Genomic DNA, 24,513 nt, shown 5'->3' on the forward strand with positions numbered 1-24,513 from the left:
ACACAGGTCCGCCGTTCAGACCTGCGTTCGGTCCGTGCGCCGGTCCTGTGGACAGCGCGAGCGGGACACCGTCTGCTGACCGAGGCTCCCAGCATGGAGATCGCAGAGCTGATGCTGGTCCTGGGCGGAGTGGCCTCACGCCGGATGCTGGTCAACGTCACGTCGAGGCGCGCGCTCGACGACGCCCTCCGGTCTGGGCAGCTCGTGCGGGTCTGCCGCGGACGGTACGCCGTCCCGTCTGTGCACGTCGCCACTGAGCTGGCCCTCAAGGTGTCCGGGCACGTGTGCCTGGTCTCGGCCGCCCTGGCGCACGGTTGGAAGGTGAAGCTGGTGCCCGAGCGGCCGCAGATCGCCGTGCCGAAGGATCGTCGTGTCGACGCAGCGACCCGCGCCCTCGCGGAGTTGAGCTGGGTCGACCTGCGCGACGACCACACGGAGGGACTGTGCACCAGCGAGGCGAAGACGCTCGAGATGTGCGGGCGCCGCCTGCCGTTCGACGAGGCGCTGTCCATCGCCGACTCGGCCCTGCGCGAAGGCTTCCCACGTCAGGCGCTGCTGGACCTCGCATGGACGGCGCGAGGTCCTGGCTCCGCACGTCTGCGCCGGGTCGCCGAGGTCGCTGACGGTCGGGCGGCCAACCCGTTCGAGTCGGTCCTGCGGGCGATCGCCGTCGACCTGCCCGGGCTGGACGTCGAGCCTCAGGTGACCGTCCGTGGCGACCTGGGTCTGGTGGCTCGCTCGGACCTCGTGGACCGTCGTCTCCGCCTCGTGCTGGAGGCCGACTCCTTCGAGTGGCACGGCGACCGGGCCGCCCTGCGTCGCGACGCCCGACGCTACGACCTCCTGGTGGCGAACGGCTGGCAGGTGCTCCGCTTCGCCTGGGAGGACGTCATGCACGACCAGCGGTGGGTGCGCGCGGTGCTCAGCGCGACCGTCGTACGGACCGAACGAGGACTCGACGCCTGCGGCTGAGCGTCGAGGCAGGCGTCACCGCACGTTGGGTCCGTTCGTCGTGTTTCGGTAGGGGTGCCACCTGACGAGGTCGGCATCGCCCAGAACCACACGATGGGACCCGCGCGCAGCTTCAGCCACGTCGCGGCCAGCCCCGGCCTGTTCATCATCGCGGTCAACACGATCGTCGCCGAGGGCGTGAGCGCGTTCGTGCTCTGGCCGCTCGGATCGTGGGTCGCCGCTCTCGGCGGCATCCTGCTGGGGATCGCCCACTTCGCGTTCTGGGTCTACCTGGGCTGGCGCAACTGGCAGCTCAACGTCGACCTGGCGTGGACGAGGTTCCCGACCGGTCGCACGGTCTGGCACGTCAGCTGAGGACCAGCCCGGGGTACAGCGGGTGCTTGTCGAGCAGCTCGGCGGAGCGGGACTTCACCCGGTCGGCAACCCCGTCGCCCAGCACGTACGACGCCTTGCTGGGGCCGCCGGCCTTGGTGGTCCCGGCCTCGGTGTTGCTGAGCACGTCGACGATCAGCTCGGCCACCGTGTCGAACTCGTCGTGGCCGAAGCCCCGGGTGGTGAGGGCGGGCGTGCCGAGCCGGATGCCGGAGGTGTACCAGGCGCCGTTGGGGTCGGCCGGCACCGAGTTGCGGTTGGTGACGACGCCGGCGTCGAGCAGCGCCGACTCGGCCTGACGGCCGGTCAGGCCGAACGACGACACGTCGAGCAGCACGAGGTGGTTGTCGGTGCCGCCGGTCACGAGCGTGGCGCCGCGAGTGAGGAAGCCTTCGGCGAGGGACTTGGCGTTGTCGGCGATGCGCTGCGCGTAGCCCTGGAACTCGGTGGTGCGGGCCTCGGCGAAGGCGACGGCCTTGGCAGCCATGACGTGCGACAGCGGTCCACCGAGCACCATCGGGCAGCCGCGGTCCACGTCGGCGGCGAACTCCTCCTGCGCGAGCACCATGCCGCCGCGGGGGCCGCGCAGCGACTTGTGGGTCGTCGTGGTGGTGATGTGCGCGTAGGGGACCGGGTCCTCCTCGCCGGTGAAGACCTTGCCCGCGACCAGCCCGGCGAAGTGCGCCATGTCGACCATCAGCACGGCGCCCACCTCGTCGGCGATCTCGCGCATCTTCGCGAAGTTCACGCGGCGGGGGTAGGCGGAGTAGCCGGCCACCAGCACCAGCGGCTTGAACTCGCGCGCCTTGGCGGCCACGGCGTCGTAGTCGAGCAGGCCGGACTCCGGGTCGGTGCCGTACTGCTGCTGGTGGAACATCTTGCCGCTGATGTTGGGGCGGAAGCCGTGGGTGAGGTGGCCGCCGGCGTCCAGCGACATGCCGAGCAGCCGCTGGTTGCCGAACTCGTGGCGCAGCGCCTCCCAGTCGGCCTCGGTGAGCTCGTTGACGTTCTTGGCCTGCATCTTCGCCAGGTAGGGCGACTCGACCCGGTTGGCGAGGATCGACCAGAACGCGACGAGGTTGGCGTCGATGCCGGAGTGCGGCTGGACGTAGGCGTAGGGCGCGCCGAAGAGCTCACGGGCGTGCTCGGCAGCCAGGGACTCCACGGTGTCGACGTTCTGGCAGCCCGCGTAGAAGCGGTGACCGACGGTGCCCTCGGCGTACTTGTCGCTGAACCAGGTGCCCATGGTCAGCAGCACGGCCGGCGAGGCGTAGTTCTCCGAGGCGATCAGCTTGAGCGAGCTCCGCTGGTCGGCGAGCTCCTGACGGGTCGCCTCCGCCACCCTCGGCTCGACCGATGCGATGACCTCGAGGGCCTGGGAGTACGCACTGCTGATGAGGGAGTCCGTCATGTGGGTCAGCCTAGAGGGCGCGCACCGCCGGCCTGAACGGGGCGGCCGGTGCGCCGCCGATGTGACCTGGACCGCACCGGCCGCGGCTCCCCCGCCCGACGGCGAGCCGCCGTCTCACCATGTGGCGACCGGTCTCAACGGCTGAGATTTCGTCTTGTGGAACCCATGTCCATTCCCTGAGACTTCTTGACATGGTCACCGCCTCCACCCACGCACACCTTGTGGTCCGACGTCACGTCGACCTCATGCGCGTGGGCAGCGCGACCTGTTGGCATCGCTGACGCCGCCCCTCAGTCACGTCTCCCGCGCTCAACGACGCGCGCGGCACCCTCAGCGAACAGGACAGTCCTGACCATGCCTGACCTCCGGTACAAGCCCCAGCCCGCCCAGAACACCGAGATCCCGCGTCCCAAGCGCGCGGAGGGTCAGTGGGCGCTCGGCTACACCGAGCCGCTCAACAAGAACGAGCAGTCCAAGAAGGACGACGACCCGCTCAACGTGCGGGACCGCATCCTCTACACGTACTCGCGGCGCGGCTTCGACTCGATCGACCCGGCCGACCTGCGCGGTCGCTTCCGCTGGATGGGCCTCTACACCCAGCGCGCTCCCGGCTTCGACGGCGGCAAGACCGCGCAACTCGAGGAGGAGGAGCTCGACGACCGCTACTTCATGATGCGCGTGCGCACCGACGGCCAGATCCTCGACGGCCCCGCGCTGCGGGCGCTGGGCGAGGTGTCGACGGCGTACGCCCGCAACACCGCGGACATCACCGACCGCAACAACATCCAGTACCACTGGGTCGAGATCGAGAGCGTGCCCGCGATCTGGGAGCGGCTCGAGGCCGTCGGCCTCAGCACGCTCGAGGCGTGCGGCGACAGCCCCCGACCCTTCCTCGGCTCCCCCGTCGCCGGGATCGCCAAGGACGAGATCATCGACGGCAGCGAAGCGCTCGCCGAGATCAAGCGACGCGCGCTGGGCAACCCCGCCTTCTCCAACCTGCCGCGCAAGTTCAAGACCGCGCTGACCGGGCACCCGAGCCACGACGTGGCGCCGGAGGTCAACGACGTGGCCTTCGTCGGCACCGTCCACCCCGAGCACGGTCCCGGCTTCGACCTGTGGGTCGGCGGCGGCCTGTCGACCAACCCGATGCTGGCCCACAAGCTCGGCGTGTGGATCCCGCTCGACGAGGTGGCCGACGCCTGGGAGGGCGTCGCCGGCATCTTCCGCGACTACGGCTACCGCCGGCTGCGCTCCAAGGCGCGCCTGAAGTTCCTGCTCGCCGACTGGGGCAAGGAGAAGTTCCGCGAGGTGCTGGAGAACGAGTACCTCCACCGCGCCCTCGTGGACAACCCCTCCCCCGAGCCGCCCGTCACCGCCGGCGACCACATCGGCATCCACGAGCAGAAGGACGGCCGGTTCTACGTCGGCGCCGCCCCAGTCGTGGGCCGCATCGACGGCACCACGCTGTCCGCGCTCGGCGACCTCGTCGAGGCGTACGGCGCGCGCGGCGTCCGGCTCACGGCCTACCAGAAGCTCGTGGTGATCGGCGTCGCCGCCGAGGACACCGCGGCGTTCGCCGACGACCTCGAGAAGATCGGCCTCACCGCGCGGCCCAGCAACTGGCGCCGGTCCACCATGGCGTGCACCGGCATCGAGTTCTGCAAGCTCGCCATCGTCGACACCAAGGAGCGCGCTCGCCGCCTGGTCACCGAGCTGGAGAAGCGCTTCCCCGACCTCGACACCCAGATCTCGGTGAACGTCAACGGCTGCCCCAACGCCTGCGCGCGGACCCAGGTCGCCGACGTCGGCCTCAAGGGCCAGCTCGTGATGGACGCCGACGGGCGGCAGGTCGAGGGCTTCCAGGTCCACCTGGGCGGCGCCCTCGGACTGAACCCGGTGATGGGCCGCAAGCTGCGCGCCCACAAGGTCACCAGCGCGGGCCTCGACGACTACGTGACCGCGGTGGTCTCGGCGTACCTCGCGGACCGCACCGAGGGCGAGCGCTTCGCCGCCTGGGTGGCCCGCGCCGACGAGAGGCTGCTGCGCGGCGAGCCGGAGCCGGTCCTCGCATGAGCGAGCGCGCGGTCCCCTACCACTGCCCCTACTGCGGGGACGAGAACCTGTTCCCCCGGGAGGGCGCAGGTGCCTGGGAGTGCCGCTCGTGCCTGCGGGCGTTCACCGTGCAGATGACCGGGATGATCCGGCCCGGCGGAGGTGACGCATGAGCCTGTCCACCCAGGCCGCCCGCGACTTCAAGGGCACCCACACCGAGGGGCGTACGCCGGAGGAGCTGCGCGAGCTGGTCTCCCACGTCGGCGCCGAGCTCGAGCTGGCCCCCGCCGAGGTCATCATCGAGTGGGCGGTCGCCACGTTCGGCGACCGTTTCGCGATCACCTCCTCGATGGGCGACGCCGTGCTCGCGCACCTGGCCTCCCGGGTCGCGCCGGGCATCGACGTGGTGTTCCTCGACACCGGCTACCACTTCGTCGAGACCATCGGCACCCGCGACGCCGTCGAGGCGACCCTGCCCGTCACGCTGCGCACCATCACTCCCGCGCAGACCGTGGCCGAGCAGGACGCGACCCACGGCGCTGACCTCTACCGCACCGACCCCGACCTGTGCTGTGCGCTGCGCAAGGTCGCGCCGCTCAACGACGCCCTGTCGCAGTACGACGCCTGGGCGACCGGCCTGCGCCGCGCCGAGACCCACAACCGGGTCATCGCGCCGGTCGTCGGCTGGGACGCGCGCAAGGGCAAGGTCAAGGTGTCGCCGCTGGCCCGCTGGAGCGACGAGCAGGTCGAGCGCTACATCGAGGACAACGGCGTCCTGGTCAACCCGCTCGTCCACGACGGCTATCCCAGCATCGGCTGCTGGCCGTGCACCCGCCGCGTCGCCCCGGGCGACGACCCGCGCAGCGGCCGCTGGGCGGGCACCGCGAAGACCGAGTGCGGGATCCACGCATGAGCCCGCCCACGACGTACCCCCGCGACAGCGTCGTCGCACCGCAGCACCCCCGCAGCACCACCGCACCACTACGCACGATCGAAAGGCACTCCTGATGGCTGCTCCTGCCCTGGTTGCCCTGGCCCACGGAAGCCGGGACCCGCGTTCGGCCGCGACGATCAAGGCGCTCGTCGCCGAGGTCAAGGCCATGCGTCCCGACCTCCGCATCGAGACGGCCTTCCTCGACCTCGCCAAGCCGACGTTCGACACGGTCGTCGACCGGCTCGTCAAGGCCGGCCACGACGAGATCGTCGTCGTGCCCCTGCTGCTCACCGAGGCCTACCACGCCAAGGTCGACGTGCCCGAGGCGATCGCCTCGGCCATGGCGCGCCACGACGGCGTCCGCATCCAGGCCAGTCGCATCCTCGGCATGGAGACGGCGTTCCTGGAGGTCCTCGACCTGCGCCTGCGCGACGCGCTGCGCGCCGCCCGCGTGCGCGAGCTGGACGCCCTCGTGCTGGCCGCGGCCGGCTCGTCCGACCCGCTCGCCAACCAGTCGGTGGCCCGCATCGCCCGCACCTGGGGCGCGCGCCACAAGCTGCCCGTCACGGCCGCCTTCGCCTCCGCGGCCCCGCCGGCCACCGGCGAGGCCGTCCGCGCGTTCCGCGCCGAGGGCAGGCGCCACATCGCGGTCGCGTCGTTCTTCCTGGCGCCGGGCCGGCTGCCCGACCGGGCGGGTGAGCTGGCGATCGAGGCGGGCGCGGTGGCAGTCTCCGACCCGCTGGGCGCGCACCCGGCCGTGGCCCGCGCGATCCTGGCCCGCTACGCCGTCGGCGCCGTCGAGCTCGTCCCGGTCTGATCGGGCGGCCGCCGGCCGTGCGGGCCCACGCCCGGACGGCCGGCGTCACCCGAGGTGCTTGAGCGCCTCGCGCCGGGACAGTCCGCTCAACCGGTCGGCGTGGGTCGCGACGAAGGCCCTGACCCAGGCCGGGTCCGTCCGCGCGTGCTGGCGCAGCGCCCAGCCCAGCGCCTTGCGGACGAAGAACTCCCTGCCGTACGCCGTGTCGTCGAGGTTGGCGACCAGCACCCGCTCGAGCAGGTCGGTGTCGGTGCGCTCGCCGTGGCGCAGCTGCGCCAGCATCGCCGTACGTCGCACCCACAGGCTCTCGCCGTCGACCGCCCAGGCGTCGAGCACCGGCGTCGTCTCCGCCCGGTGGGCGCTCAGCACCGCGCCGACCGGGTGGGCGGCGATCTCGTCGACGACGTCCCACCAGGCTCCGGACCGGACGAGCTGCTCGAGCAGCGGCAGCAGCTCGGGGTCGAGCCACTGCCGGTAGGCCCGGTGCCGCACGAGCGCGATCGCGGCGTACCACTCCTCGCGGTGCGTCGCGTCCTCCCAGAGCTCGAGGACCGCCGCCTGCCACGAGCCGCGGTCGTCGAAGCGGTGCTCGACCAGCAGCGGGCGGAGCAGTGCCCTGAGGGCAGGCGCGCCGAGGCCGACGAATGGCAGCGCGGACTTCATGTACGCCTGCTGCTGCGCCGCCCGCGCCGGGTCGCCGGCTTCGGCCAGCGCCGCCCGGACCGCGCCCGCGTACGTCACCGCCGGCACTCCGTCCGTCAGCCGACCAGGCGCTCGCGCAGGTGCTCGAGCTGGCGGGCGGGGTCTTCGGTGACGCCCCCGTGCACCGGGCCGGGCTGCAGGACGGTGCTGCGCGGCGCCTTGAGGAAGCCGAAGCGCTGACCCAGGGACTGCCGCGCCGCCTCCCCCGCACGTTCGTCGCCGCGGCAGACCCGGTCCACGAAGGTGAGCGCGTCGCAGACCTGGTCGACGTCGACGCGCGGGTCGAGCGCCCGCAGCCGGTCGGGGTCGACCGCCCACCGCACGTCGAGGTAGTCGGCGCTCTGGCAGTGCAGCACGACGCCGACGTTGAGGAACTCCTCGCGGTCCGGGCGCGGCACGCAGCGCAGCACCACGTACTGGTACGCCGACCGCGTCGGTGCCGTCATCGTGCCGCCTCCGGCAGCCACTGCCGCGTGCCGAGGCGCGCAACGAGGAAGTCGACGTACGCCGCCCGCAGCGCGTCCGGGGTCTCGGCGCCAGGGACCGGCTCGAGCCAGACGTCGGGCACCTCGGCGAGCATCTCGACGAACACGTCCCGGTCCAGGCTGGCGGAGATCTCCTCGTCGAGGGCACGAGCCCGGCCTGCGCACGTCTCGAAGACGTGCCCGGTCACGTCCCAGGCCTGCGCGGCGAAGCGTGCCGGGTCGGTGACGCCGGAGCGCCAGCCGTGATGGAAGTAGAGCGAGGCGCCGTGGTCGATCACCCACAGGTCGCCGTGCCAGACCAGCAGGTTGGGGTTGCGCCAGGAGCGGTCGACGTTGGCGGTGAACGCGTCGAGCCACAGCACCCGCGCCCCCTCGTCGTCGGCCGTGTCGACCTGACCGTCCACGCCGAACGCACCGGGTAGGAAGTCGATGCCGAGGTTGGGCCCGGCGCTGGCGTTGAGCAGGTCCTGCACCTCCTCGTCGGCCTCGTAGCGGGCCAGCTCGGGGTCGAGGTCGAGCAGCACCAACCGCGGGGTGCGCAGGCCGAGCCGGGTCGCGAGGGCGCTCACCACGACCTCGGCGACGAGCACCTTGGCGCCCTGTCCGGCGCCGCGGAACTTGCAGACGTAGGTGCCGAGGTCGTCGCCCTCGACGACGCCCGGCAGGCTGCCGCCCTCGCGCAGGGGCGTCACGTAGCGCGTGACGGTCACGGTGTGGATCATCGGACCGGACCCTCCTCGGCCAAGCGCCGCTTCTCGCGCTCGACGTCGAACTCGGCGGCGGGCCAGTGCAGGTCCAGACCGCGGAGGGTGTCGAGGAGGAGGTGGCCGACTGCCAGGTTGCGATACCACTTCTTGTCGGCCGGGACGACGTGCCAGGGGGCGGCGTCGGTGTGCGTGCGCTCGAGCGCGACCTCGTAGGCCTGCCGGTAGGTCCGCCAGTGGGAGCGCTCCTCGAGGTCGCCGGGGTTGTACTTCCAGTGCTTCTCGGGGTTGGCGAGCCGCTCGGCCAGTCGCGCCCTCTGCTCCTCGGCGCTGACGTGGAGCATGCACTTGATGATGGAGAACCCGTCGTCGACCAGGCGGGCCTCGAAGTCGTTGATCGCGCCGTAGCGGCGCTCGATCTCCGTCGGGTCGGCGAGGCCGTGCACCCGCGCGATCAGCACGTCCTCGTAGTGCGAGCGGTCGAAGACGCCGATGAAACCGGGCTCGGGCAGGCCCTTCTCGATGCGCCAGAGGAAGTCGTGCGCGCGCTCCTGCTCGGTCGGCGCCTTGAAGCTGGTGATCCGCACGCCCTGCGGGTCGACGAGCCCGATCGTGTGCCGCAGCACCCCGCCCTTGCCGCTGGTGTCCATGCCCTGCAGCACCAGCAGCACCCGCCGCGGCGAGCCCGCGGTGCGCTCGGCCCAGAGCCGTTCCTGCAGGTCCGACAGCTCGGGCTCCATCGCGGCGAGAGCCGCCTTGCCGTCGGCCTTGGAGCCGTCGAATCCCGGCGCCGCATCGGTGTCGATGGCGGTCAGGTCGACCGGACCTCCCTTCAGGCGCAGGGCGTCGGCGATCGCGGAGGTCGTCATGGCGTCATTCTGGCCCACGTGAGCCGGCGGCCGGACGGCGCTCAGTGCGCCAGGGCGTCCGCGTCCACGACGGGCGGGAGCACCGACCACGGGAAGTCGATCCACCGCTCGGTCAGCCGCCAGGCGTAGTCGGGCTTGATCACCGACTGCGGCTTCTCGTAGATCACCACCGTGCGCGCCTCGGCGACGTGCCCGCCGCAGAACTGGTGCACCAGCTCGAGGGTCCGTCCGGTGTCGGCCACGTCGTCGGTGATCAGCACCCGGAGACCCGACAGGTCCACGGCGGCCGGGGTGGGCGGCAGCATGATCGGCACGTCGAGCCGCTGGTCCACCCCGGTGTAGAACTCGACGTTGACGACCGAGATGTTCTTGACGGCCAGGGCGTAGCCCAGGCCCATGCCGAGCGCGAGACCGCCGCGGGCGATGGCCAGGATGATGTCGGGGCGGTAACCGGAGTCCGCGACCTTCTGGGCCAGCTCTCGCGTGGCCGTGCCGAACAGGTCGTAGGTGAGGACCTCGCGCTCGTTGCTCACGTGGCCCATCCCACCAGAGGTCGCCGCGACTGGGAACCTCCGCACGGGGGGCGAGACGCCGGCGGGACGTCGCTCAGTCGTCGACCGTGTCGAGCACGTCGTGCCCGTCGAGGTCGTCGCCCTCGGCGTCCTCGGCGTCGCCCAGAGCCTCGCGGACCACCGAGAACGCGAGACCGGCGGAGTAGCCCTTGCGGGCCAGCAGCCCGGCGAGCCGCCGGGTGGCGACCTGGCGGTCGAGACCGCTCATCGAGCGCAGCTTCTTGTCGACCAGCGCGCGGGCGGCCACCCGCTCGTCGGCGTCGTCGATCTGCTCCAGCGCGGCGGCCGTCGCCTCGTCGTCCACGCCCTTGCGGCGCAGCTCCTGCGCCAACGCGCGCGGCGCCAGCCCGCGGCTGCGGTGCCGACTCTCGACCCACTGCTGGGCATAGGCCGCGTCATCGATCAGACCGACCTCGGTGAACCGGTCGAGCAGCTCGGTCGCGACGTCCTGGGGCACGTCGCGCTTGGCCAGCTTGTCCGCGAGCTCCTTGCGGGTGCGCGCCTGACCGGTGAGCGAGTCGAGCAGGATCGTGCGTCCCACGCCCTCGGGATCCGCCTCGACCGCGGCCGCAGCGGCTGCCGCGGCGGCGGCCTTCGCCTCCGCGCGCTCGGCCGGGGTGCGCGTACGCCCCCGCCCTCGCCCCCGTCGACGGCTCCCGTCCCTGCCGCGGACCGGAGCCGGGTCGGCGGCCGGGTCGGCGGCCGGCGCGGGCGGGCTCTGACCCACCCACGCCTGCACGCCGAGGGAGACGTCGCCGACCCAGTCCGGTGCCGGGCGGGACTCAGAAGTCATTGACCCCGATGGGCTCGTCGCTCAGGTCGTCGGCCGGCTTGTCGACGGCCGGGATGACGCCCAGCTTCTCCAGGATCAGCTTCTCGATCTCGTTGGCCAGGTCGGGGTTGTCCCGCAGGAAGTTGCGCGAGTTCTCCTTGCCCTGGCCGAGCTGGTCGCCCTCGTAGGTGTACCAGGCGCCGGCCTTGCGGATGATGCCCGCCTCGACGCCGACGTCGATCAGCCCGCCCTCGCGGCTGATGCCCTTGCCGTACATGATGTCGAACTCGGCCTGCTTGAACGGCGGCGCGACCTTGTTCTTCACGACCTTGACGCGGGTGCGGTTGCCGACCATGTCGGTGCCGTCCTTGAGCGTCTCGATGCGCCGCACGTCGAGGCGCACCGAGGAGTAGAACTTCAGCGCGCGACCACCGGTCGTGGTCTCGGGCGAGCCGAACATCACCCCGATCTTCTCGCGCAGCTGGTTGATGAAGATGGCGGTCGTGCCGGAGTTGTTGAGGGCACCGGTCATCTTGCGCAGCGCCTGGCTCATCAGGCGGGCCTGCAGACCGACGTGGCTGTCGCCCATCTCGCCCTCGATCTCCGCGCGAGGCACCAGGGCCGCCACGGAGTCGATGACGATGAGGGACAGCGCGCCCGAGCGGATCAGCATGTCGGCGATCTCGAGCGCCTGCTCCCCGGAGTCGGGCTGGGACACGAGGAGTGCGTCGGTGTCGACGCCGAGGGCCTTGGCGTAGTCGGGGTCGAGCGCGTGCTCGGCGTCGATGAAGGCGACGATGCCACCGGCCGCCTGGGCGTTGGCGACCGCGTGGAGCGCGACCGTCGTCTTTCCGGAGGACTCCGGACCGTAGACCTCCACGACCCGCCCGCGCGGCAGACCGCCCAGGCCGAGAGCGACGTCGAGGGCGATCGACCCCGTGGGGATCACCTCGAGCGGGGCACGCGTCTCGTCGCCCAGTCGCATGACCGAGCCCTTGCCGAACTGCTTCTCCACCTGTGCGAGCGCGGCGTCGAGGGCCTTCTCGCGGTCTGCACCAGCCATGGCTGTGTCCCGTTCTCTCGTCGTGTCGTGTGCGGTACGTCTGCGACGCTAGAGCGAGCCACCGACAGTCCCTGATCAGGACGGTCGAACGCTGTGGACAACCTCGCCCCTCGTCGTACCTGTGGAGGAACAGTAGCCCGAACACGTGTTCGACAGGCAGGTCCGGTGCGGCGTGTCGCGCGGCGCGTTCACGACGGGTCGCGCGTGAGCCGGCCGGCCACCACCACGGCGGCCGCCAGCAGCGCCGCGAACATGGCGAGCGCCGGATAGCCCAGGACGTCGACGATGAACCCCGCCAGGGCTCCTCCGCCCGCGGCGGTGAGCGCCATCGCCATGTCGGAGGTGCCCTGCACGTCGGTGCGCGCCGCGATGGGGGTCCGGTCGGCGATGACCGTCGACGCGGCGACCGTCGCGCACGACCAGCCCACCCCGAGCAGGAACAGGCCGGCGAAGATCTGCCACGACGACCCCTCCGGAGACACCCCGCACAGGGCGAGCGACCCCAGCAGCACCGCTCCCCCGGCGACCAGCACGCTCGCGCGGCCGTAGCGGTCGGCCGCCCAGCCGACCAGCGGCGAGAACGCGAACATGCCGAGCACGTGGATGGAGATCACGAACCCGATGACCTCCAGGTGCGCCCCGCCGTGCTCCATGTGCAGCGGAGTCATGATCATCACGGTCACCATCGCCGCGTGCGCGCAGGCCATCGCCACCACTGCCGCGCCGACGGCCGGCACGTCTCGTACGACCGCGACGAAGCGGCCCCACGACCGGCGGCCAGACTCCGCTCCTGCCGCGGCGGTGAGACCGGCGGTCCGCTGCGCGAGCAGCAGCGGGTCCGGTCGCAGCCGGAGCCACACCCAGCCGGCTGCGAGGACGAGCACGACCGCCCCGATGGCGAAGCCGCCGGTGAGCTCGGGGATGTCGAGCGATCGGGCCACCACGCCGCCGACACCGGTGAGGTTGGGCCCGGCGACCGCGCCGATGGTGGTGGCCCACACGACGACCGACAGCGCCCGCGCACGGTGCTGCTCGGTGGCCAGGTCGGTCGCGGCGTAGCGCGAGCCGCTGTTGACCGCGGAGGTCGCTCCCAGGAGCACCGCACCGGCCAGCAGGGCGAGCATCGAGTCGACGACCCCGGCGAGGACCGCGAGGAGGGCCCCGGCCGCGCCGAGCAGGTAGCCGGCGGCAAGCCCGACCCGGCGACCGCGCCGGCGCATCAACCGCGCCAGCCCGTACGCGGCAGCCGCGGTGCCGAGGACTTGGAAGGTCTGCGCCAGCCCGGCCATCGTCTCGCTGCCGGAGATGTCGCGGGCGAGCAGCGAGGCGGTCGCAATGCCGATGGTCACGCCGACGGCGCCGACCGCCTGGCTCACCACGAGCGTCCGTACGGTGCGGCGCTGCACCGCCTCGACGTCGAGCGACTCCTCGGTGCCGGTCCTCACCGCTCGCTGTCCGGCAGCTCGAGGTGGCGGCGTACGGCCGCCCACACCTGCTTGGGCGGCACCCCCGCGTCGAGCGCCTCCAGCGTCGTGCGTCCGTCGAGGTCGCGCACCACGGTGAGCTCGGCCCAGGTCCGTGAGTAGGCGCGGCCCAGCGCCGCGTCGAGCCGTGCCCAGAACTCGGTGTGCCTCATGACCCCAGCGAACCACGGACCGCCGACAGCTCGAGCCACGTCTCGTCGGCCTTGCCCACGATCCCGGAGCGCATCGCGACGTCGGTCCAGCCCGTGTCCGACATCGCTGCGCGAAGCGCAGCCTCGCGCCAGTACGTGAAGTGGCGTGGGGAGGTGACCGAGCCGTGCGTCGACCAGCCCTCGCCGTCGCCCTCCTTGAACGACGCCCGCAGCACGCCGCCTGCCCGAGTGACCGCGGCGAGCCGGGCCAGCACAGTCGGCAGGTCAGGACGCGAGACGTGCAGCAGCGAGGCGTTCGCCCACACGGCGTCGTAGAGGCCGTCGGGTGCGGCGAGGTCGTCGACGAGCGGGTCGAGCAGGTCGCAGTCGTGGCCCTGCTCACGGAGCAGGTCGACGAACCCGGGGGTGACGTCGGTGCGCCGCACGCGCAGGCCGCGCTCCTCCATCGCCAGCGCGTCGCGGCCGCCTGCCGAGCCGATCTCGAGCACCGTCGCGCCGCGACCCACCACGGCCGCCAGCTCGTCGAGGCGCGCCCCTACGGCGGGAGGCACGCGTGCCGTCGCCGCGGCGTACGCCGCGGCGTCGCGGTCGTAGGCCCGGACGGTGTGGTTCACGACCGGACCCAGTCCGACCCCACGTCATGGAGGTGGTGCACGACGTCGTGGAGGTGGTAGCTGCCGAGCGTCTCGACGGTGAACCCGTCACCGTTGGACCGCACCCCGCGGCGCCCCTTCGTCTCCTCGGTGACACCGGCGTAGACGCCCGCGACCGTCTCGGCCGCGGCGACGAGCTCGGTCGCGACGACCGCCGGGTCCTGGCTGCCGTAGTCGTGCTCCACCGCGGTGGCGTCCTGGTCCCAGTTGGGGAACGTCGGCTCGTCCTCCTCCAGCATCAGTCGTGCCCGCTCGGCGAAGATCGTGTGTACGTCGCGGACGTGGCAGGCGTACTCCAGCGCCGACCACACCGCCGGCTCGGGTCGCTCGGCCGCGTCCCCGCGAGTCAGCACCATGGACCATGCCGCCGCGGTGTCCCGCATCAGCTCAGGCAGGTCGGCCAGCTGCTGCGCCGACGGGTCGAAGCCGCACTCCAGGCAGGGGCGCTCGATGACCCAGGTCCAGTCCTTGGTGTCGGTCTCGATGCTCATGCCCGTCATCCAACCAGTCCTGCCACCGGGGACAATGTGCGGAATGGACATCCGTCGCGCACTTCCCGCCGACCTCGACGCGGTCGCGCGGATCTACGCGCGCGAGGCACGCGAGGGGCACGCGACCTTCGACGTGGAGGCCCGGCCCATGACTCTGTGGCGCGAGCGCCTCGACGCGTCGGGCGCCGGCGACCACTTCCTCGTGGCCGAGCACGAGGGTGCCGTGATCGGCTACGCCACCTCGTCTCCGTTTCGGCCCAAGCCCGCCTACCGACACACCCGGGAGAGCACCGTCTACGTCGCCCCGGGCCACCAGGGGCTCGGCGCCGGTCGCGCCCTGTACGACGCGCTCCTGACGGCGCTCGCCGCCGACGGCATCCATCTGGTCGTGGCCGCCGTCGCGCTCCCCAATCCCGCGAGCCTCGCGCTGCACCGCGCGTGCGGGTTCGAGGAGGTCGGCGTCATGCGCGAGGTCGGCCGCAAGCTCGACCGGTGGATCGACATCGCCTGGCTTCAACGGGTGCTGGACTGACGCGACGCTGGGCGGTGCCGACGTGACATCATTCAGCAGCACGACGCGGCGAGCACGTTCGGTCGTGAAGGACCGATTCGGCGTTCATCGAGTCACGACACTTCAGAGCCCGGAGCCGCCACAGCGAGCAACCGGCGCAACGATCCACGACCGCGAAACGTCGTACAGGTGTGCGCCCTGTCTCCGCCGCTGTGATCGGGGCGCTCCTGTGCGCCGTCAGCGCCGGTTGCAGCACGGGGACGTCCGACGCGCTGTCGCATCATGTCGGCACCTACGAGGCGACTGGCGAGGGTGGTGACGGAGCGTTGCTCGAGGGGACCGTCCGGCTGGCCGACGGCTGCTTCTTGGTCGAATCAACCACCAGCGAGCGCTTCCTCGTCTACTTCCCGGGGAACGAGGTCGGGTGGAGCGACAAGGGGCTTCGGTATGCCGGCACCACGTACGGCGCAGGCGACAGCATCGTCCTCGGCGGCGGCGCCTCCAGCGGCTCGTGGCCGGTTCCTTCGGCCTGCCGGGAGCGCTTCGAGGCTCTGCCTCAGTGGATTGTCGCTCAATCCGGGTAGCCGGCTGAGCCAAGGGCCCCGACCACGAACGCGTGCCCGAGCGGGGCCACCTAGCCCATGGGCGTCTGGTCCGCGGATGCGCTGGACCTCCGGTTCTTTCCGACACGAGTCAAGGGCATCAGCGAATGGAGCGACTGCCTGCTCAGGTGAAGGCTGCCCGGGGCCGCCGTAGGAGGGACAGCGATTGGCGGGGATTCCTGCACGCGAGGCGCCTGGGGCAGGTTGCGCATCATCGGCTCGGCGAAGCCTGCACGCGCGGGTCAAGATCTGCGCGATACGCGCGGGTGTCGCGATGAGCAGGTGAAGGCTTCCCATCGGGCGGGACAGACGGTCGACGCCCGAGGCATCCGGCCGCCGTCAGCGCTCCCCTAGAACGCGCTGGCAGGCGTCGTCGACGTACCGGTCGCGACCGGGAGATCGGCACGTCGGCTCCACTGGGACCACGACCCGCGGTACAAGCGACCCTGCCCCAGGCCAGCGTGCTCGAGGGCCAAGAGGTTGTGGCAGGCCGTGACGCCGGACCCGCAGCTCGAGATGACATCCGTTGCGTCGACGATCCCGGCGCTCAGGAAGGAAGCCTTGATGCGGTCGACCGGGAGCAAGCGCCCGTCGCCGTCCAGGTGGCTCCGGCAGGGGACGTTGACGGCGCCCGGGATGTGGCCGGGTCTGGGGTCGACCGGGTCGGCTTGACCGTCGAACCGTGCCGGATCACGTGCGTCGACGACCGCGACGGAGGGTTCCCGGCTCGCGACGTCCTGGAGATCCGCGACGCGCTCAGCGGGCCAGCGAGCGGCGGTGAAGGCCGCTCGTGGTCGCCGAACGGGTCCAACTTCGAGGCCGACATCGGCCGCGGCCAGTCCTCCGTCGAGTACGGCCGCGCGGTGCCCGGTCACGCGGAGCATCCAGACGAGCCGGGCGGCAATGACGCCACCGGCGTCGTCGTAGGCAACGACGACGTCGTCGTCCCCGATGCCCAGTTGGGCCATCCCCTCCGCGAACACCGAGTGGTCGGGCAACGGGTTGCGGCCGGCCTCGTCGCTCGAGGGGCCGGCGACCCACGAGTCGAGGTCGACGAATACCGCACCGGGTAAGTGGCCGGCGAGATACGCCGCGTGACCCGAACGGCCGTCGAGGTACCAGCGCGTGTCGGCCAGCACCACCTGAGGGTGCGCGCGGACCCACGACCACGGGACGAATGGAGCTATCACGCGTGTGAGCCTAGTTTCGGGAGTGCACACGGACGCTCGCGCCCACCGGTTGAACGTCGTCAGGGATGGGTCGTTGACTGCGAGTCACTCGGATTGGGATCTCCCGCACAGCCTCATCGTTCCGCCGTGGTCCGGACACCTGCATCTGCCGCGATCAGCCCATCCGCTCATGCCGATGTCCGGATGGTTCCGTCGGAGCGCCACTCGACGTAGCGTGCCCCCATGGATGGTCGGATGCGTGCCCTTGCTGTGACATCCGCGGCCGAGGCGGCATGCCTGGTCTACGGCGCGCTGGTGGCTTTCACGACGGCGTCTCCCCGGAGCGGTCATGACCTGCTCCTTGGCGCCGTCCTACTCGGTGTCGCGACGCCCCTGGCGTGGTACTCGGCGACTGCCTTCGCCAGCAAGAAGCCTCAATCCAACGCTCCCGCCGGGCGAATCTTGGTGCCCAACGCGGTGTTGCTGGTCCTCTGTTTCACCGGGCTGCTGCCCGACTCCGACGGAAGTGGCCTGTGGCCAGCGTTGACCGCTGTGCTCGCTGCGACCATTGCGGCGGTCGCTCTCTGGTGGGGCAGAGACCGAGCGAGCAACGGCGTCGCGGCCTGATCAAGGTTGCGCCCATCTGAACGACCGCATCTGCCGCGATCAGCGATGCTCCAGTGACGTCCCGAGCCTCGAAGCGGCGCTTTCAATCCTCGCGATACGACCGTCGGGCCGTTCGGATGAAGCCGAGGACGCCGACCGTCACAACGAAGAAGCCCAATCCAGCGACTCCGACGGCTCACACCGAGGTGGTGTCGGTCAGCACCACCGACATCGCAACCCCGAGAAGCGCAATGATCGCGGGTATCCAGAAGAGCCAGTCGCGGGACCGATCGTCATCGATCCAAAGAACTGTTCATGAATACAAATTGGCCGAACGTTGACGGCATCGCCACGTGCTTTGATAGCGGTCGTTGACGTTCGCTGCGCGGTCGAGCAACCGAATCTGCCGTGATCAGCGCGCATATCCGCCGAGTTCGAGAACTCACCGACGAGGGCTGCCTCACTCGGCCCGCGACTGAGACGGCGTTGCGAAATGTGCTGGTTCGACAGCGCCGGGCGGTCGTGGGGCTCCTCCTTTGCTAGCGGCGTGCGTCTGCCCGGTTCACCGTGGTCATGGCTCGGACGTCACGATCGAGGACGTTAGTTGCATGTCGGCGCCGGAGGTAGTCGGATGCACGCTGAAGGACGGCTGGGACGTCTCGGTCCCGCTCGACGTCGCCAGGACTGACGCCGGTGGTGCGTTTCATGACGGCGGGGGCCCGGAATGTCTGCCGCCCACGGGGCGCGGCTCGGTGGGTCCCATCCGAATCGCTCGGACCACGGTGGAGGTCGAGGACACCAGCTGGCGGCCGGTCGTGTGGGTCGGGTGCTGAGGCGATGGCGACCAACGCTGGCGCCCGGCTCTCGGGGTCGCGCGCGGCCCGTCGTCACCCCACGCCGGATGGGCGCCTCACGTGAGGAGCAGCGCGTCGAGGCGACGACGTACGACGAGCAAGCCGGCGACACCCATCGCCACGAGGTAGACCACCGAGACGGCCGACTCCCACGTGACGACACCCGTGGTGAGCTCACGGCAGAGCACCACGCCGCGGTAGAGCGGTGTCGCCTCGACGACCCAGCGCAGCACCCCGTCACCGAAGACCTCGACGGGGAAGAACGTTGCCGAGAACAGGAACAACGGCATCTGGGCCAGCGTGATCTTGTCGAAGTCCTGCCAGCTCTTCATCCACGTGGTGACCGCCATGCACACCGCCGAGAACGCGAAGGCGATGAGGACGGTCGCCGGCAACGCCAGCAGCGCCCACCAGGAGTCGGTGAGCCCCATCACCGCCATCACGACGAGGAAGGCGGCGGAGTAGACCGACCCGCGCATCAGCCCCCACGTGATCTCCCCACGGGCGATGTCGCCGGTCGACAGCGGCGTGGCGAGCATCTGGTCGTAGAGCTTCTCGTACTTGAGCTTGAAGAACACGTTGTACGTCGAGTCGAGCAGCGCTCCGTTGAAGGCGGAGGTGGCGAGCATGGCGGGCGCGACGAACTCGGCGTAGGGGATGGCCTCGCCGTGGAACTCGAAGGTGTCGATGAGCTGGCCGACGCCGATGCCGATCGAGAAGAGGTAGAAGACCGGCTCCAGGAAGCCGGTGATGAAGAGCTTCCAGGCGCCGCGGTAGACGACGTAGTTGCGCAGCACCAGCACCTTGGTCGCCGCGGCCGGCGTGAGCGGCGCCGGGATGGTCTGGATCAGCGCCACGTCACATCTCCAGCCGCTTGTCGAGGTTGTGGACCGCGAGCAGCCAGCCGACGACCGTGAGGACCGCCAGCACGACGACGTGCAGCGCGGCCAGCGCCCAGTCGACCTGGCCGACGCACAGCATCCGCGACAGGGACACGCCGTGCCAGAGCGGGGTCAGGCGCGCCAACCATTCCAGCACCGGGCCGAGGTTGCCGATCGGGAAGAACGCGCCGGAGAACAGCGTCAGCGGGATCACGCCGAGCCGGAACAGCAGCCCGAACCCCTCCTCCGACCTCAGCCGGGCGCTGTAGGCGAAGACCAGTGTTGCGAAGGCGAAGCCGACGAGCAGCTGCGCGAGCCAGGCCAGGACCGGCCCCCACCAGGTGGCGAAGACCCCGAACGGGGCGAGCACGAGCATGAACACCGCGCAGGACGCCGCGACGCGGAACATCACGAAGGCGATGAACGCGTTGACCAGGTCGCGCACCGCCAGCGGCGTGGCGAGCTGGGCGTAGAACGTCTTGTGCCACTTGATGGCGCCCATGACCGGGTACGTCGACTCGCTGACCGCGATCGTCATCGCGTGGGAGGCGACCAGGCCGGGCACCACGAAGGCGAGGTAGGAGGTGGCGCCCTCGAGCCGGTCGGGGTCGCCCTCGATGAAGCCGCCGAGCAGCACGCCCATGGCGACGACGTAGAGCAGCGGGGTGAGGAAGCTGCTCACCAATCCCCCGCGCCAGGTGCGCTTGAGGACGGTCAGCCAGTAGTCGTACTGGCGTGCCATGCCCTCCCAGGCCGAGAGCGTGCCGGCGGGCCGCGGCGTTCGGGCAGCGCGCGTCGAGGTCGCCATCAGTCCGCCAGGCTCCGGCCGGTGAGGCGCAGGAACACGTCCTCGAGCGTGGAGCGGCGCACGAGGGTCGCGACCGGCTGCAGGCCGCGCTCGATCACCGCGGTGACGACGTCCTCGCCGTGGTCGCTGTAGACGAGCAGACGGTCGGGCAGCACCTCGACCCGCTCGCCGAGGTCCTCGACCTTCGCGGCCAGCGCCTCGTGCTCACCGACGCCGAAGCGCAGCTCGGCGACCTCGCGGGTGGAGTGGGCGTCGATCAGCTCGCGCGGCGACCCCTCGGCGGCGATCACGCCCTTGTCCATCACCACGAGCCGGTCGCACAGCTGCTCGGCCTCGTCCATGTAGTGGGTGGTGATGACCAGGGTGACGCCCGCCTGCTTGAGCCGGAAGAGCTGGTCCCACAGCACGTGGCGCGCCTGCGGGTCGAGGCCGGTCGTGGGCTCGTCGAGGAGCAGCAGGTCGGGCCGGTTGATGAGGCTGCGCGCGATCGTCAGCCGCCGCTTCATGCCGCCGGAGAGGTCCTCGACCTTGGCTTTGGCCTTGTCGGTGATCTGCGCGAACTCGAGCAGCTCCTCGGCCCGCTGGCGGCACGTGGCCCGGTCGATGCCGAAGTAGCGGCCGTAGATGTAGAGGTTGTCGAAGACGTTGAGCTCGTTGTCGAGGGTGTCCTCCTGCGGGCAGACGCCGAGGCGCCCGCGGATGGCGGGCCCGTCGGTGGCCGGGTCCATGCCCAGGATGCGCAGCTCTCCGCCGCTCACCGGGCTCACCGCCGCGATCATGCGCATCGTGCTCGACTTGCCGGCGCCGTTGGGACCGAGGAAGCCGAACGCCTCGCCCTTGCGCACGTCGACGTCGATGCCCTTGACGGCCTCGAAGTCGCCGAACGACTTGCGAAGTCCCCGCGCCGAGATCATGGATTCCCTCACGTTCGTCGACCCTAGATGAGGACGGGGACGGCAGGAAGCGACGACAGCCCGGGTGTCGAGCCGGTTACGGACGCGACGTCAGGCGTGCCCGGTGGTGGTGTCCGCGTCGCGCCCAGCACCCCCGAGCAGCGCCCTGGTCAGCTCCGCTCCGTCGTCCTGCAGCTGGGCGGTGGCTGCAGCGAGGTCGTCGTCGCCGGGCTCGCGATCCTGCATCGCGGCGATCAGCACGGCTCGCCGCACCAGCTCCTTGGCGTACGACGCTGTGGTGCCCGGGCTGGCGCTCGCCGCCCGCGCCACGGCGGCGGCGCCGAACCCGATCCCGGTCGCGTAGAGGGCGATGAGCTCCCGGCGCGCCGCCTCGTCCGGCAGGGGGATCTCGACGGCGAGGTCGACGCGCCCGGGTCGCTGGGCCAGCGCCTTCTCGAGCGCCTGCGCACGGTTGGTCGTCAGCAGGAAGACGACGTCAGCGTCGGCGTCGAGCCCGTCCATGACGTCCAGGAGCGTGAAGAGCAGGGGTGACGCACCGCCCCCGAAGGGTCCGTGGTCGCGGTCCTCGGCGATGAGGTCACAGTCCTCCAGCACGACGATGGCGGGCTGGTGGGCGCGGGCGACCTGGGCTGCCTGCGCGACGAACGCCATCTGCGTCCCGCTCAGCAGGACCACGGTGGTGTCCGGCACCGCGCCGATCAGGTGTCGCACCGTGTGTGTCTTGCCGGTGCCGGGCGGACCGTAGAGGAGCACGCCCCGCTTGAGGTGCTGGCCGCGACGCCGCAGCTCCTCGCGGTGCTCTGCCATCCCGACGACGTGTGCGCGCACGCGGTCGAGGGTGCCGGGCGGCAAGATGACGCGCTCGGCCGGCAGGTCGGGGCGGCGTACGAAGGTGATGCCGCTCAGCGAGTGCTCGTAGGCGTTGCCGCTGAACGAGATCACCTGTCCGCGCACCACGCTGGAGGACAGCGACAGCTCACGCACCTCCGACAGGAGTGCGGCCGCGGACTCGGGCGTCGTGGCGAGGACCTCGAGCCGCGCCGCCGAGTGGTACTGCGCGTTGGCGGCACGCTGCAGCACAGCGACCGGCGATCCCCGGTGGGTGAACACGTGCAGGCCGAACGCGACGGTCGCCCGCTCGGTGTCCGGTCCGGTGGCCAGGTTGAGCCGGTCCACCTGTCCCAGGCGGAAGCGCCCCCACCCGGCCTGGGCCATGAGGTCGCTCAACGAGGCATGGTGGCGCTGGTCGCCACCGCCGATGCCGAGCAGGCGGTGCGCGGGGTCGCGGGAGGCGACCTTCTCCAGTGCGATGTCGACGTCGACGCTGCGGTGGGACTCGACCTCCTCCTGCACCACGGGAAGCTCGTCGGCTGGCTGGCCGAAGTGCTCGTCCAGCACCGGGAGCATCGGCGTACCGCGCTGATCCGCCGGCTCCTCCCTCGCCAGCTGTTGCAGCAGCTTGACCAGCGCAGCGCGCAGCTCGGCCTGACTTTCCCCCGTGTCGGTCATGCCCGGAGCCTAGGGCGACGCACCGACGGCCGTCTCGCCCGGCGGTAACGATTCGAGACAACGGTGCGTCATGTGAGACTCTGATGTCTCACAACTCGCGAGGAGTGCCGATGAACAGCCGAGACGATGTGCTGGCCGCAGCCCTGCGGGTGCTCAACCGCGACCCAGCCGCTTCGATGGCGGTGATCGCGTCGGCCGCGGGGATCAGCCGGGCGACCGTCCACCGCTACTTCGACTCTCGTGAGGCACTGCTGGTCGAGCTCGGCACCCGGTCCCTCGACCGGTGGGAACAGCGGCTGGACACGCTCGACGTCGAGTCGGTCGCGGCGTCGGCCGACCCCGCCCTCATCCTCGAGACGCTGGAGGTCCTCATCCTGGGCTACGTCGACGACGGCGACGACTTCGGGTTCGCGCTGACCGACCAGGTCATCCTCGCCAACGCCGCACTCGAGCGCAGGACGCAGCGTCTCGCTGACCGGGAGACCGCCCTCCTCCGCGCAGCGCAGGAGGCGGGCGTGCTGCGGGCCGACCTTCCACCGAGCTGGTTCGGGCACGCGATCTACGGTTTGCTGGTCGCTGCCCGCGAGGCGCTCCGGGTGGGCGACGTGGCCCGGCGCGACGCCGGCCGCCTCGTGCTGTCCACGCTGCAGCAGGGGGTGACGGCATGACCGACCTCCAGGCACGAGACCGGGCGACGGCCGCGGACCCGCGCCGCTGGTGGGCGCTCGTCGTCCTGGCTGCCAGCCTCCTGGTGGTCGTCATGGACATGACGATCCTCAACGTCGCCCTTCCGGAGATGGTGGTGGACCTCGAGCTGGGCTCGGTCTCCCAGCTGTGGGTGGTGGACGCGTACGCCCTCGCGCTCGCCGGCTTACTGGTGCCCGTGACCGCGCTGGGTGACCGATGGGGTCGCAAGCGGATGCTCATCGCGGGATACGCCGCCTTCGCAGCCGGATCCCTCGCCATCCTGTGGGCCGACAGCGCGACGGCCGTCGTCGCGATCCGCGCGCTGCTCGGCGTCGGCGGCGCGATGGTGATGCCCTCGACGCTGTCCCTCATCCGATCGGTGTTCGCCGACCCGCGCGAGCGCACGCTGGCGCTGAGCATCTGGGGAGCCACCGCCGCGCTCGGCTCCGCCGTCGGCCCGGTCGTCGGAGGCGCCCTGCTCGAGCGGTTCAGCTGGCACGCCGCGTTCCTGGTCAACGTCCCGCTGATGGTGGTCGCGATCGGCGCCGCGGCGTGGCTGCTGAGGGAGAACCGGTCCCCGCGTCCCGGTCGCATCGACGCCATGGGCGTCGTGCTATCGGCCGGCGGCCTCACGGCGTTCGTGTACGCCGCCAAGCAGCTCGGCAAGCACGGCCCCACCCTGCCGACCGTCGTCCTGCTGCTCGTGGGCGTCGCCGCCCTGGTCGCCTTCACCCGCACCGCCCTCGCGTCCGAGCGCCCGATGCTCGACGTCCGCGTTTTCGCCAAGCCCGTGCTGCGTGCCGGCGTCGTCGCCGCGCTGGCGAGCTCCGCAGCGATGGCCGCGGTCCTCTTCGTCGGCAGCCAGTGGCTGCAGCTCGTCCAGGGCTGGGCTCCGCTGGAGGCAGGGCTGGCGCTGCTCCCGCTGGCGCTCGGCGCACTGGTGGCCTCGCCCTTCGCGCCGGCCCTCGCGTCCCGCACGAGCCCGCGCACAGTCCTCTCGGGGGGCCTGCTGGTGCTGGCAGCGGGTCTGGCGCTGCTCGCCGTGGTGCCGGCGACGTACCCCTGGATGGCCCTCGCCTTCACCGTCGTCGGGCTGGGCACGTCGGCGCTCGGCCTCGGCTCCGCCCTGATCATGGGCGCCGCCACCGACGACCAGGCGGGCTCGGCGGCTGCCGTCGAGGAGATCACCTACGAGCTCGGCGCGGTCGTGGGCATCACCTTCCTCGGAAGCCTCGTGGGCGCGGTCTACCGCGCGGGCCTGCCTAACGGCCCCGCGCCGGCGGTCCGCGAGTCGGTCGCCGGGGCGGTCGGCACGGCGTGGTTCGCGGAGGCGGCCGATGCCTTCGTCACCGCGTTCGCCGTGCTCGGCGCGGTGGGTGCCCTGCTCACGGCGGTGGCGGCGTACGTCGTGTGGCGCCTGGTCCCCGCCGACCTCACGATCGACGACGCTCAGCACTGAGCGGGGGG

Annotated in this window: 27 protein-coding genes; 10 read left to right on the forward strand and 17 right to left on the reverse strand. The window is 71.4% G+C overall.

From position 1 onward, the window contains the following. Nucleotides 1–93 precede the first annotated feature (93 nt). Nucleotides 94–972: a DUF559 domain-containing protein gene (locus J3P41_RS16085; RefSeq protein WP_210651402.1), complete on the forward strand. Its 879-nt coding sequence runs from the start codon at nt 94–96 to the stop codon at nt 970–972. Between the two features lie 54 nt (nt 973–1,026). Beyond that, nucleotides 1,027–1,326, forward strand: coding sequence for a hypothetical protein (locus J3P41_RS16090; RefSeq protein ID WP_210651404.1), 300 nt, complete (start codon nt 1,027–1,029; stop codon nt 1,324–1,326). Here J3P41_RS16090 and J3P41_RS16095 read toward each other — a convergent pair. Then, nucleotides 1,319–2,755: a glycine hydroxymethyltransferase gene (locus J3P41_RS16095; RefSeq protein WP_210651406.1), complete on the reverse strand. Its 1,437-nt coding sequence runs from the start codon at nt 2,753–2,755 to the stop codon at nt 1,319–1,321. The two genes, J3P41_RS16090 and J3P41_RS16095, sit on opposite strands and share 8 nt — an antisense overlap. A 354-nt stretch (nt 2,756–3,109) precedes the next feature. Between J3P41_RS16095 and J3P41_RS16100 the strand changes: the two genes are divergently transcribed. The 4 genes from J3P41_RS16100 (at nt 3,110) to J3P41_RS16115 (ending at nt 6,558) form a co-directional block, all read left to right on the forward strand. After that, on the forward strand, nt 3,110–4,828 hold the full coding sequence (locus J3P41_RS16100) for a nitrite/sulfite reductase (RefSeq protein WP_210651407.1): 1,719 nt from the start codon (nt 3,110–3,112) through the stop codon (nt 4,826–4,828). Next, entirely contained in the window at nt 4,825–4,980 is a 156-nt protein-coding gene (locus J3P41_RS16105) for a hypothetical protein (RefSeq protein ID WP_210651408.1), read from the forward strand. Before J3P41_RS16100 ends, J3P41_RS16105 begins: the two co-directional genes overlap by 4 nt. After that, complete coding sequence (locus J3P41_RS16110; RefSeq protein ID WP_210651409.1) at nt 4,977–5,720, forward strand: phosphoadenylyl-sulfate reductase; 744 nt, start codon at nt 4,977–4,979, stop codon at nt 5,718–5,720. Before J3P41_RS16105 ends, J3P41_RS16110 begins: the two co-directional genes overlap by 4 nt. Nucleotides 5,721–5,814: 94 nt before the next feature. Next, the gene (locus tag J3P41_RS16115; protein WP_210651410.1) at nt 5,815–6,558 is read left to right on the forward strand and encodes a sirohydrochlorin chelatase; all 744 of its coding nucleotides are present in this window, start codon (nt 5,815–5,817) and stop codon (nt 6,556–6,558) included. 45 nt (nt 6,559–6,603) lie between these two features. On the opposite strand, the gene J3P41_RS16120 is transcribed toward J3P41_RS16115, so the two are convergent. The 11 genes from J3P41_RS16120 to J3P41_RS16170 all read right to left on the reverse strand — a co-directional run bounded on the left by J3P41_RS16120 (nt 6,604) and on the right by J3P41_RS16170 (nt 14,505). Then, entirely contained in the window at nt 6,604–7,299 is a 696-nt protein-coding gene (locus tag J3P41_RS16120) for a DNA alkylation repair protein (RefSeq protein ID WP_307862035.1), read from the reverse strand. Between the two features lie 17 nt (nt 7,300–7,316). Next, on the reverse strand, nt 7,317–7,706 hold the full coding sequence (locus tag J3P41_RS16125; protein ID WP_210651412.1) for a DUF3037 domain-containing protein: 390 nt from the start codon (nt 7,704–7,706) through the stop codon (nt 7,317–7,319). Next, on the reverse strand, nt 7,703–8,467 hold the full coding sequence (locus tag J3P41_RS16130) for a HipA family kinase (RefSeq protein ID WP_210651414.1): 765 nt from the start codon (nt 8,465–8,467) through the stop codon (nt 7,703–7,705). Before J3P41_RS16130 ends, J3P41_RS16125 begins: the two co-directional genes overlap by 4 nt. After that, on the reverse strand, nt 8,464–9,318 hold the full coding sequence (locus J3P41_RS16135; protein ID WP_210651415.1) for a PPK2 family polyphosphate kinase: 855 nt from the start codon (nt 9,316–9,318) through the stop codon (nt 8,464–8,466). Before J3P41_RS16135 ends, J3P41_RS16130 begins: the two co-directional genes overlap by 4 nt. A 41-nt stretch (nt 9,319–9,359) precedes the next feature. Beyond that, nucleotides 9,360–9,851 (reverse strand): phosphoribosyltransferase, encoded by a 492-nt coding sequence (locus J3P41_RS16140; protein ID WP_210651416.1) that lies wholly within the window; start codon nt 9,849–9,851, stop codon nt 9,360–9,362. A gap of 73 nt (nt 9,852–9,924) precedes the next feature. Then, nucleotides 9,925–10,683 carry a regulatory protein RecX gene (locus tag J3P41_RS16145; RefSeq protein WP_210651417.1) on the reverse strand — a complete coding sequence of 253 codons (759 nt, stop codon included), beginning with the start codon at nt 10,681–10,683 and terminating at the stop codon, nt 9,925–9,927. After that, a complete protein-coding gene (gene recA / locus J3P41_RS16150) occupies nt 10,673–11,725 on the reverse strand; it encodes a recombinase RecA (RefSeq protein ID WP_210651421.1) in 1,053 nt (350 codons plus the stop codon). Before recA ends, J3P41_RS16145 begins: the two co-directional genes overlap by 11 nt. A gap of 188 nt (nt 11,726–11,913) precedes the next feature. Further along, a complete protein-coding gene (locus J3P41_RS19365; protein WP_210651422.1) occupies nt 11,914–13,170 on the reverse strand; it encodes an MFS transporter in 1,257 nt (418 codons plus the stop codon). Continuing rightward, on the reverse strand, nt 13,167–13,361 hold the full coding sequence (locus J3P41_RS16160) for a DUF3046 domain-containing protein (RefSeq protein ID WP_210651424.1): 195 nt from the start codon (nt 13,359–13,361) through the stop codon (nt 13,167–13,169). Before J3P41_RS16160 ends, J3P41_RS19365 begins: the two co-directional genes overlap by 4 nt. Then, a complete protein-coding gene (locus J3P41_RS16165; RefSeq protein ID WP_210651426.1) occupies nt 13,358–13,975 on the reverse strand; it encodes a bifunctional 2-polyprenyl-6-hydroxyphenol methylase/3-demethylubiquinol 3-O-methyltransferase UbiG in 618 nt (205 codons plus the stop codon). Before J3P41_RS16165 ends, J3P41_RS16160 begins: the two co-directional genes overlap by 4 nt. Next, nucleotides 13,972–14,505, reverse strand: coding sequence for a DinB family protein (locus J3P41_RS16170; protein ID WP_210651427.1), 534 nt, complete (start codon nt 14,503–14,505; stop codon nt 13,972–13,974). Before J3P41_RS16170 ends, J3P41_RS16165 begins: the two co-directional genes overlap by 4 nt. A 43-nt stretch (nt 14,506–14,548) precedes the next feature. Here J3P41_RS16170 and J3P41_RS16175 point away from each other — a divergent pair, with 43 nt between their 5' ends. Then, nucleotides 14,549–15,037, forward strand: a complete 489-nt coding sequence (locus J3P41_RS16175; RefSeq protein WP_246862347.1) for a GNAT family N-acetyltransferase — start codon at nt 14,549–14,551, stop codon at nt 15,035–15,037. Between the two features lie 191 nt (nt 15,038–15,228). After that, nucleotides 15,229–15,600 (forward strand): hypothetical protein, encoded by a 372-nt coding sequence (locus tag J3P41_RS16180; protein ID WP_210651429.1) that lies wholly within the window; start codon nt 15,229–15,231, stop codon nt 15,598–15,600. Nucleotides 15,601–15,968: 368 nt separating this feature from the next. Here J3P41_RS16180 and J3P41_RS16185 read toward each other — a convergent pair whose 3' ends face one another. The 5 genes from J3P41_RS16185 to J3P41_RS16205 form a co-directional block, all read right to left on the reverse strand. Continuing rightward, complete coding sequence (locus J3P41_RS16185; protein ID WP_210651430.1) at nt 15,969–16,760, reverse strand: sulfurtransferase; 792 nt, start codon at nt 16,758–16,760, stop codon at nt 15,969–15,971. A 1,543-nt stretch (nt 16,761–18,303) separates the two neighbouring features. Further along, nucleotides 18,304–19,104, reverse strand: coding sequence for an ABC transporter permease (locus J3P41_RS16190; RefSeq protein WP_307862036.1), 801 nt, complete (start codon nt 19,102–19,104; stop codon nt 18,304–18,306). A 1-nt stretch (nt 19,105) separates the two neighbouring features. Beyond that, nucleotides 19,106–19,936, reverse strand: a complete 831-nt coding sequence (locus tag J3P41_RS16195) for an ABC transporter permease (protein WP_210651431.1) — start codon at nt 19,934–19,936, stop codon at nt 19,106–19,108. Beyond that, entirely contained in the window at nt 19,936–20,850 is a 915-nt protein-coding gene (locus J3P41_RS16200; protein ID WP_210651754.1) for an ABC transporter ATP-binding protein, read from the reverse strand. Before J3P41_RS16200 ends, J3P41_RS16195 begins: the two co-directional genes overlap by 1 nt. Before the next feature lie 90 nt (nt 20,851–20,940). Then, a complete protein-coding gene (locus J3P41_RS16205; protein ID WP_210651432.1) occupies nt 20,941–22,359 on the reverse strand; it encodes an AAA family ATPase in 1,419 nt (472 codons plus the stop codon). A gap of 110 nt (nt 22,360–22,469) precedes the next feature. On the opposite strand from J3P41_RS16205, the gene J3P41_RS16210 reads away from it, so the two are divergent. Both J3P41_RS16210 and J3P41_RS16215 read left to right on the forward strand, forming a co-directional pair. Further along, nucleotides 22,470–23,027, forward strand: coding sequence for a TetR/AcrR family transcriptional regulator (locus tag J3P41_RS16210; protein ID WP_210651433.1), 558 nt, complete (start codon nt 22,470–22,472; stop codon nt 23,025–23,027). Then, the gene (locus J3P41_RS16215) at nt 23,024–24,505 is read left to right on the forward strand and encodes an MFS transporter (RefSeq protein ID WP_210651435.1); all 1,482 of its coding nucleotides are present in this window, start codon (nt 23,024–23,026) and stop codon (nt 24,503–24,505) included. Before J3P41_RS16210 ends, J3P41_RS16215 begins: the two co-directional genes overlap by 4 nt. Nucleotides 24,506–24,513 lie beyond the last annotated feature (8 nt).

The sequence above is a fragment of the Nocardioides sp. SYSU D00065 genome, from assembly GCF_017916425.1.
Classification (GTDB): Bacteria; Actinomycetota; Actinomycetes; order Propionibacteriales; family Nocardioidaceae; genus Nocardioides.

Coding starts and splice junctions, on each gene's coding strand:
- J3P41_RS16085 (WP_210651402.1), top strand. CDS start 94: ATGGAGATCGCAGAGCTGATGCTGGTCCTGGGCGGAGTGGCCTCACGC.
- J3P41_RS16095 (WP_210651406.1), bottom strand. CDS start 2,755: ATGACGGACTCCCTCATCAGCAGTGCGTACTCCCAGGCCCTCGAGGTC.
- J3P41_RS16100 (WP_210651407.1), top strand. CDS start 3,110: ATGCCTGACCTCCGGTACAAGCCCCAGCCCGCCCAGAACACCGAGATC.
- J3P41_RS16105 (WP_210651408.1), top strand. CDS start 4,825: ATGAGCGAGCGCGCGGTCCCCTACCACTGCCCCTACTGCGGGGACGAG.
- J3P41_RS16110 (WP_210651409.1), top strand. CDS start 4,977: ATGAGCCTGTCCACCCAGGCCGCCCGCGACTTCAAGGGCACCCACACC.
- J3P41_RS16115 (WP_210651410.1), top strand. CDS start 5,815: ATGGCTGCTCCTGCCCTGGTTGCCCTGGCCCACGGAAGCCGGGACCCG.
- J3P41_RS16125 (WP_210651412.1), bottom strand. CDS start 7,706: ATGACGGCACCGACGCGGTCGGCGTACCAGTACGTGGTGCTGCGCTGC.
- J3P41_RS16130 (WP_210651414.1), bottom strand. CDS start 8,467: ATGATCCACACCGTGACCGTCACGCGCTACGTGACGCCCCTGCGCGAG.
- J3P41_RS16135 (WP_210651415.1), bottom strand. CDS start 9,318: ATGACGACCTCCGCGATCGCCGACGCCCTGCGCCTGAAGGGAGGTCCG.
- J3P41_RS16145 (WP_210651417.1), bottom strand. CDS start 10,683: ATGACTTCTGAGTCCCGCCCGGCACCGGACTGGGTCGGCGACGTCTCC.
- recA (WP_210651421.1), bottom strand. CDS start 11,725: ATGGCTGGTGCAGACCGCGAGAAGGCCCTCGACGCCGCGCTCGCACAG.
- J3P41_RS16160 (WP_210651424.1), bottom strand. CDS start 13,361: ATGAGGCACACCGAGTTCTGGGCACGGCTCGACGCGGCGCTGGGCCGC.
- J3P41_RS16170 (WP_210651427.1), bottom strand. CDS start 14,505: ATGAGCATCGAGACCGACACCAAGGACTGGACCTGGGTCATCGAGCGC.
- J3P41_RS16175 (WP_246862347.1), top strand. CDS start 14,549: ATGGACATCCGTCGCGCACTTCCCGCCGACCTCGACGCGGTCGCGCGG.
- J3P41_RS16195 (WP_210651431.1), bottom strand. CDS start 19,936: ATGGCGACCTCGACGCGCGCTGCCCGAACGCCGCGGCCCGCCGGCACG.
- J3P41_RS16200 (WP_210651754.1), bottom strand. CDS start 20,850: ATGATCTCGGCGCGGGGACTTCGCAAGTCGTTCGGCGACTTCGAGGCC.
- J3P41_RS16205 (WP_210651432.1), bottom strand. CDS start 22,359: ATGACCGACACGGGGGAAAGTCAGGCCGAGCTGCGCGCTGCGCTGGTC.
- J3P41_RS16210 (WP_210651433.1), top strand. CDS start 22,470: ATGAACAGCCGAGACGATGTGCTGGCCGCAGCCCTGCGGGTGCTCAAC.
- J3P41_RS16215 (WP_210651435.1), top strand. CDS start 23,024: ATGACCGACCTCCAGGCACGAGACCGGGCGACGGCCGCGGACCCGCGC.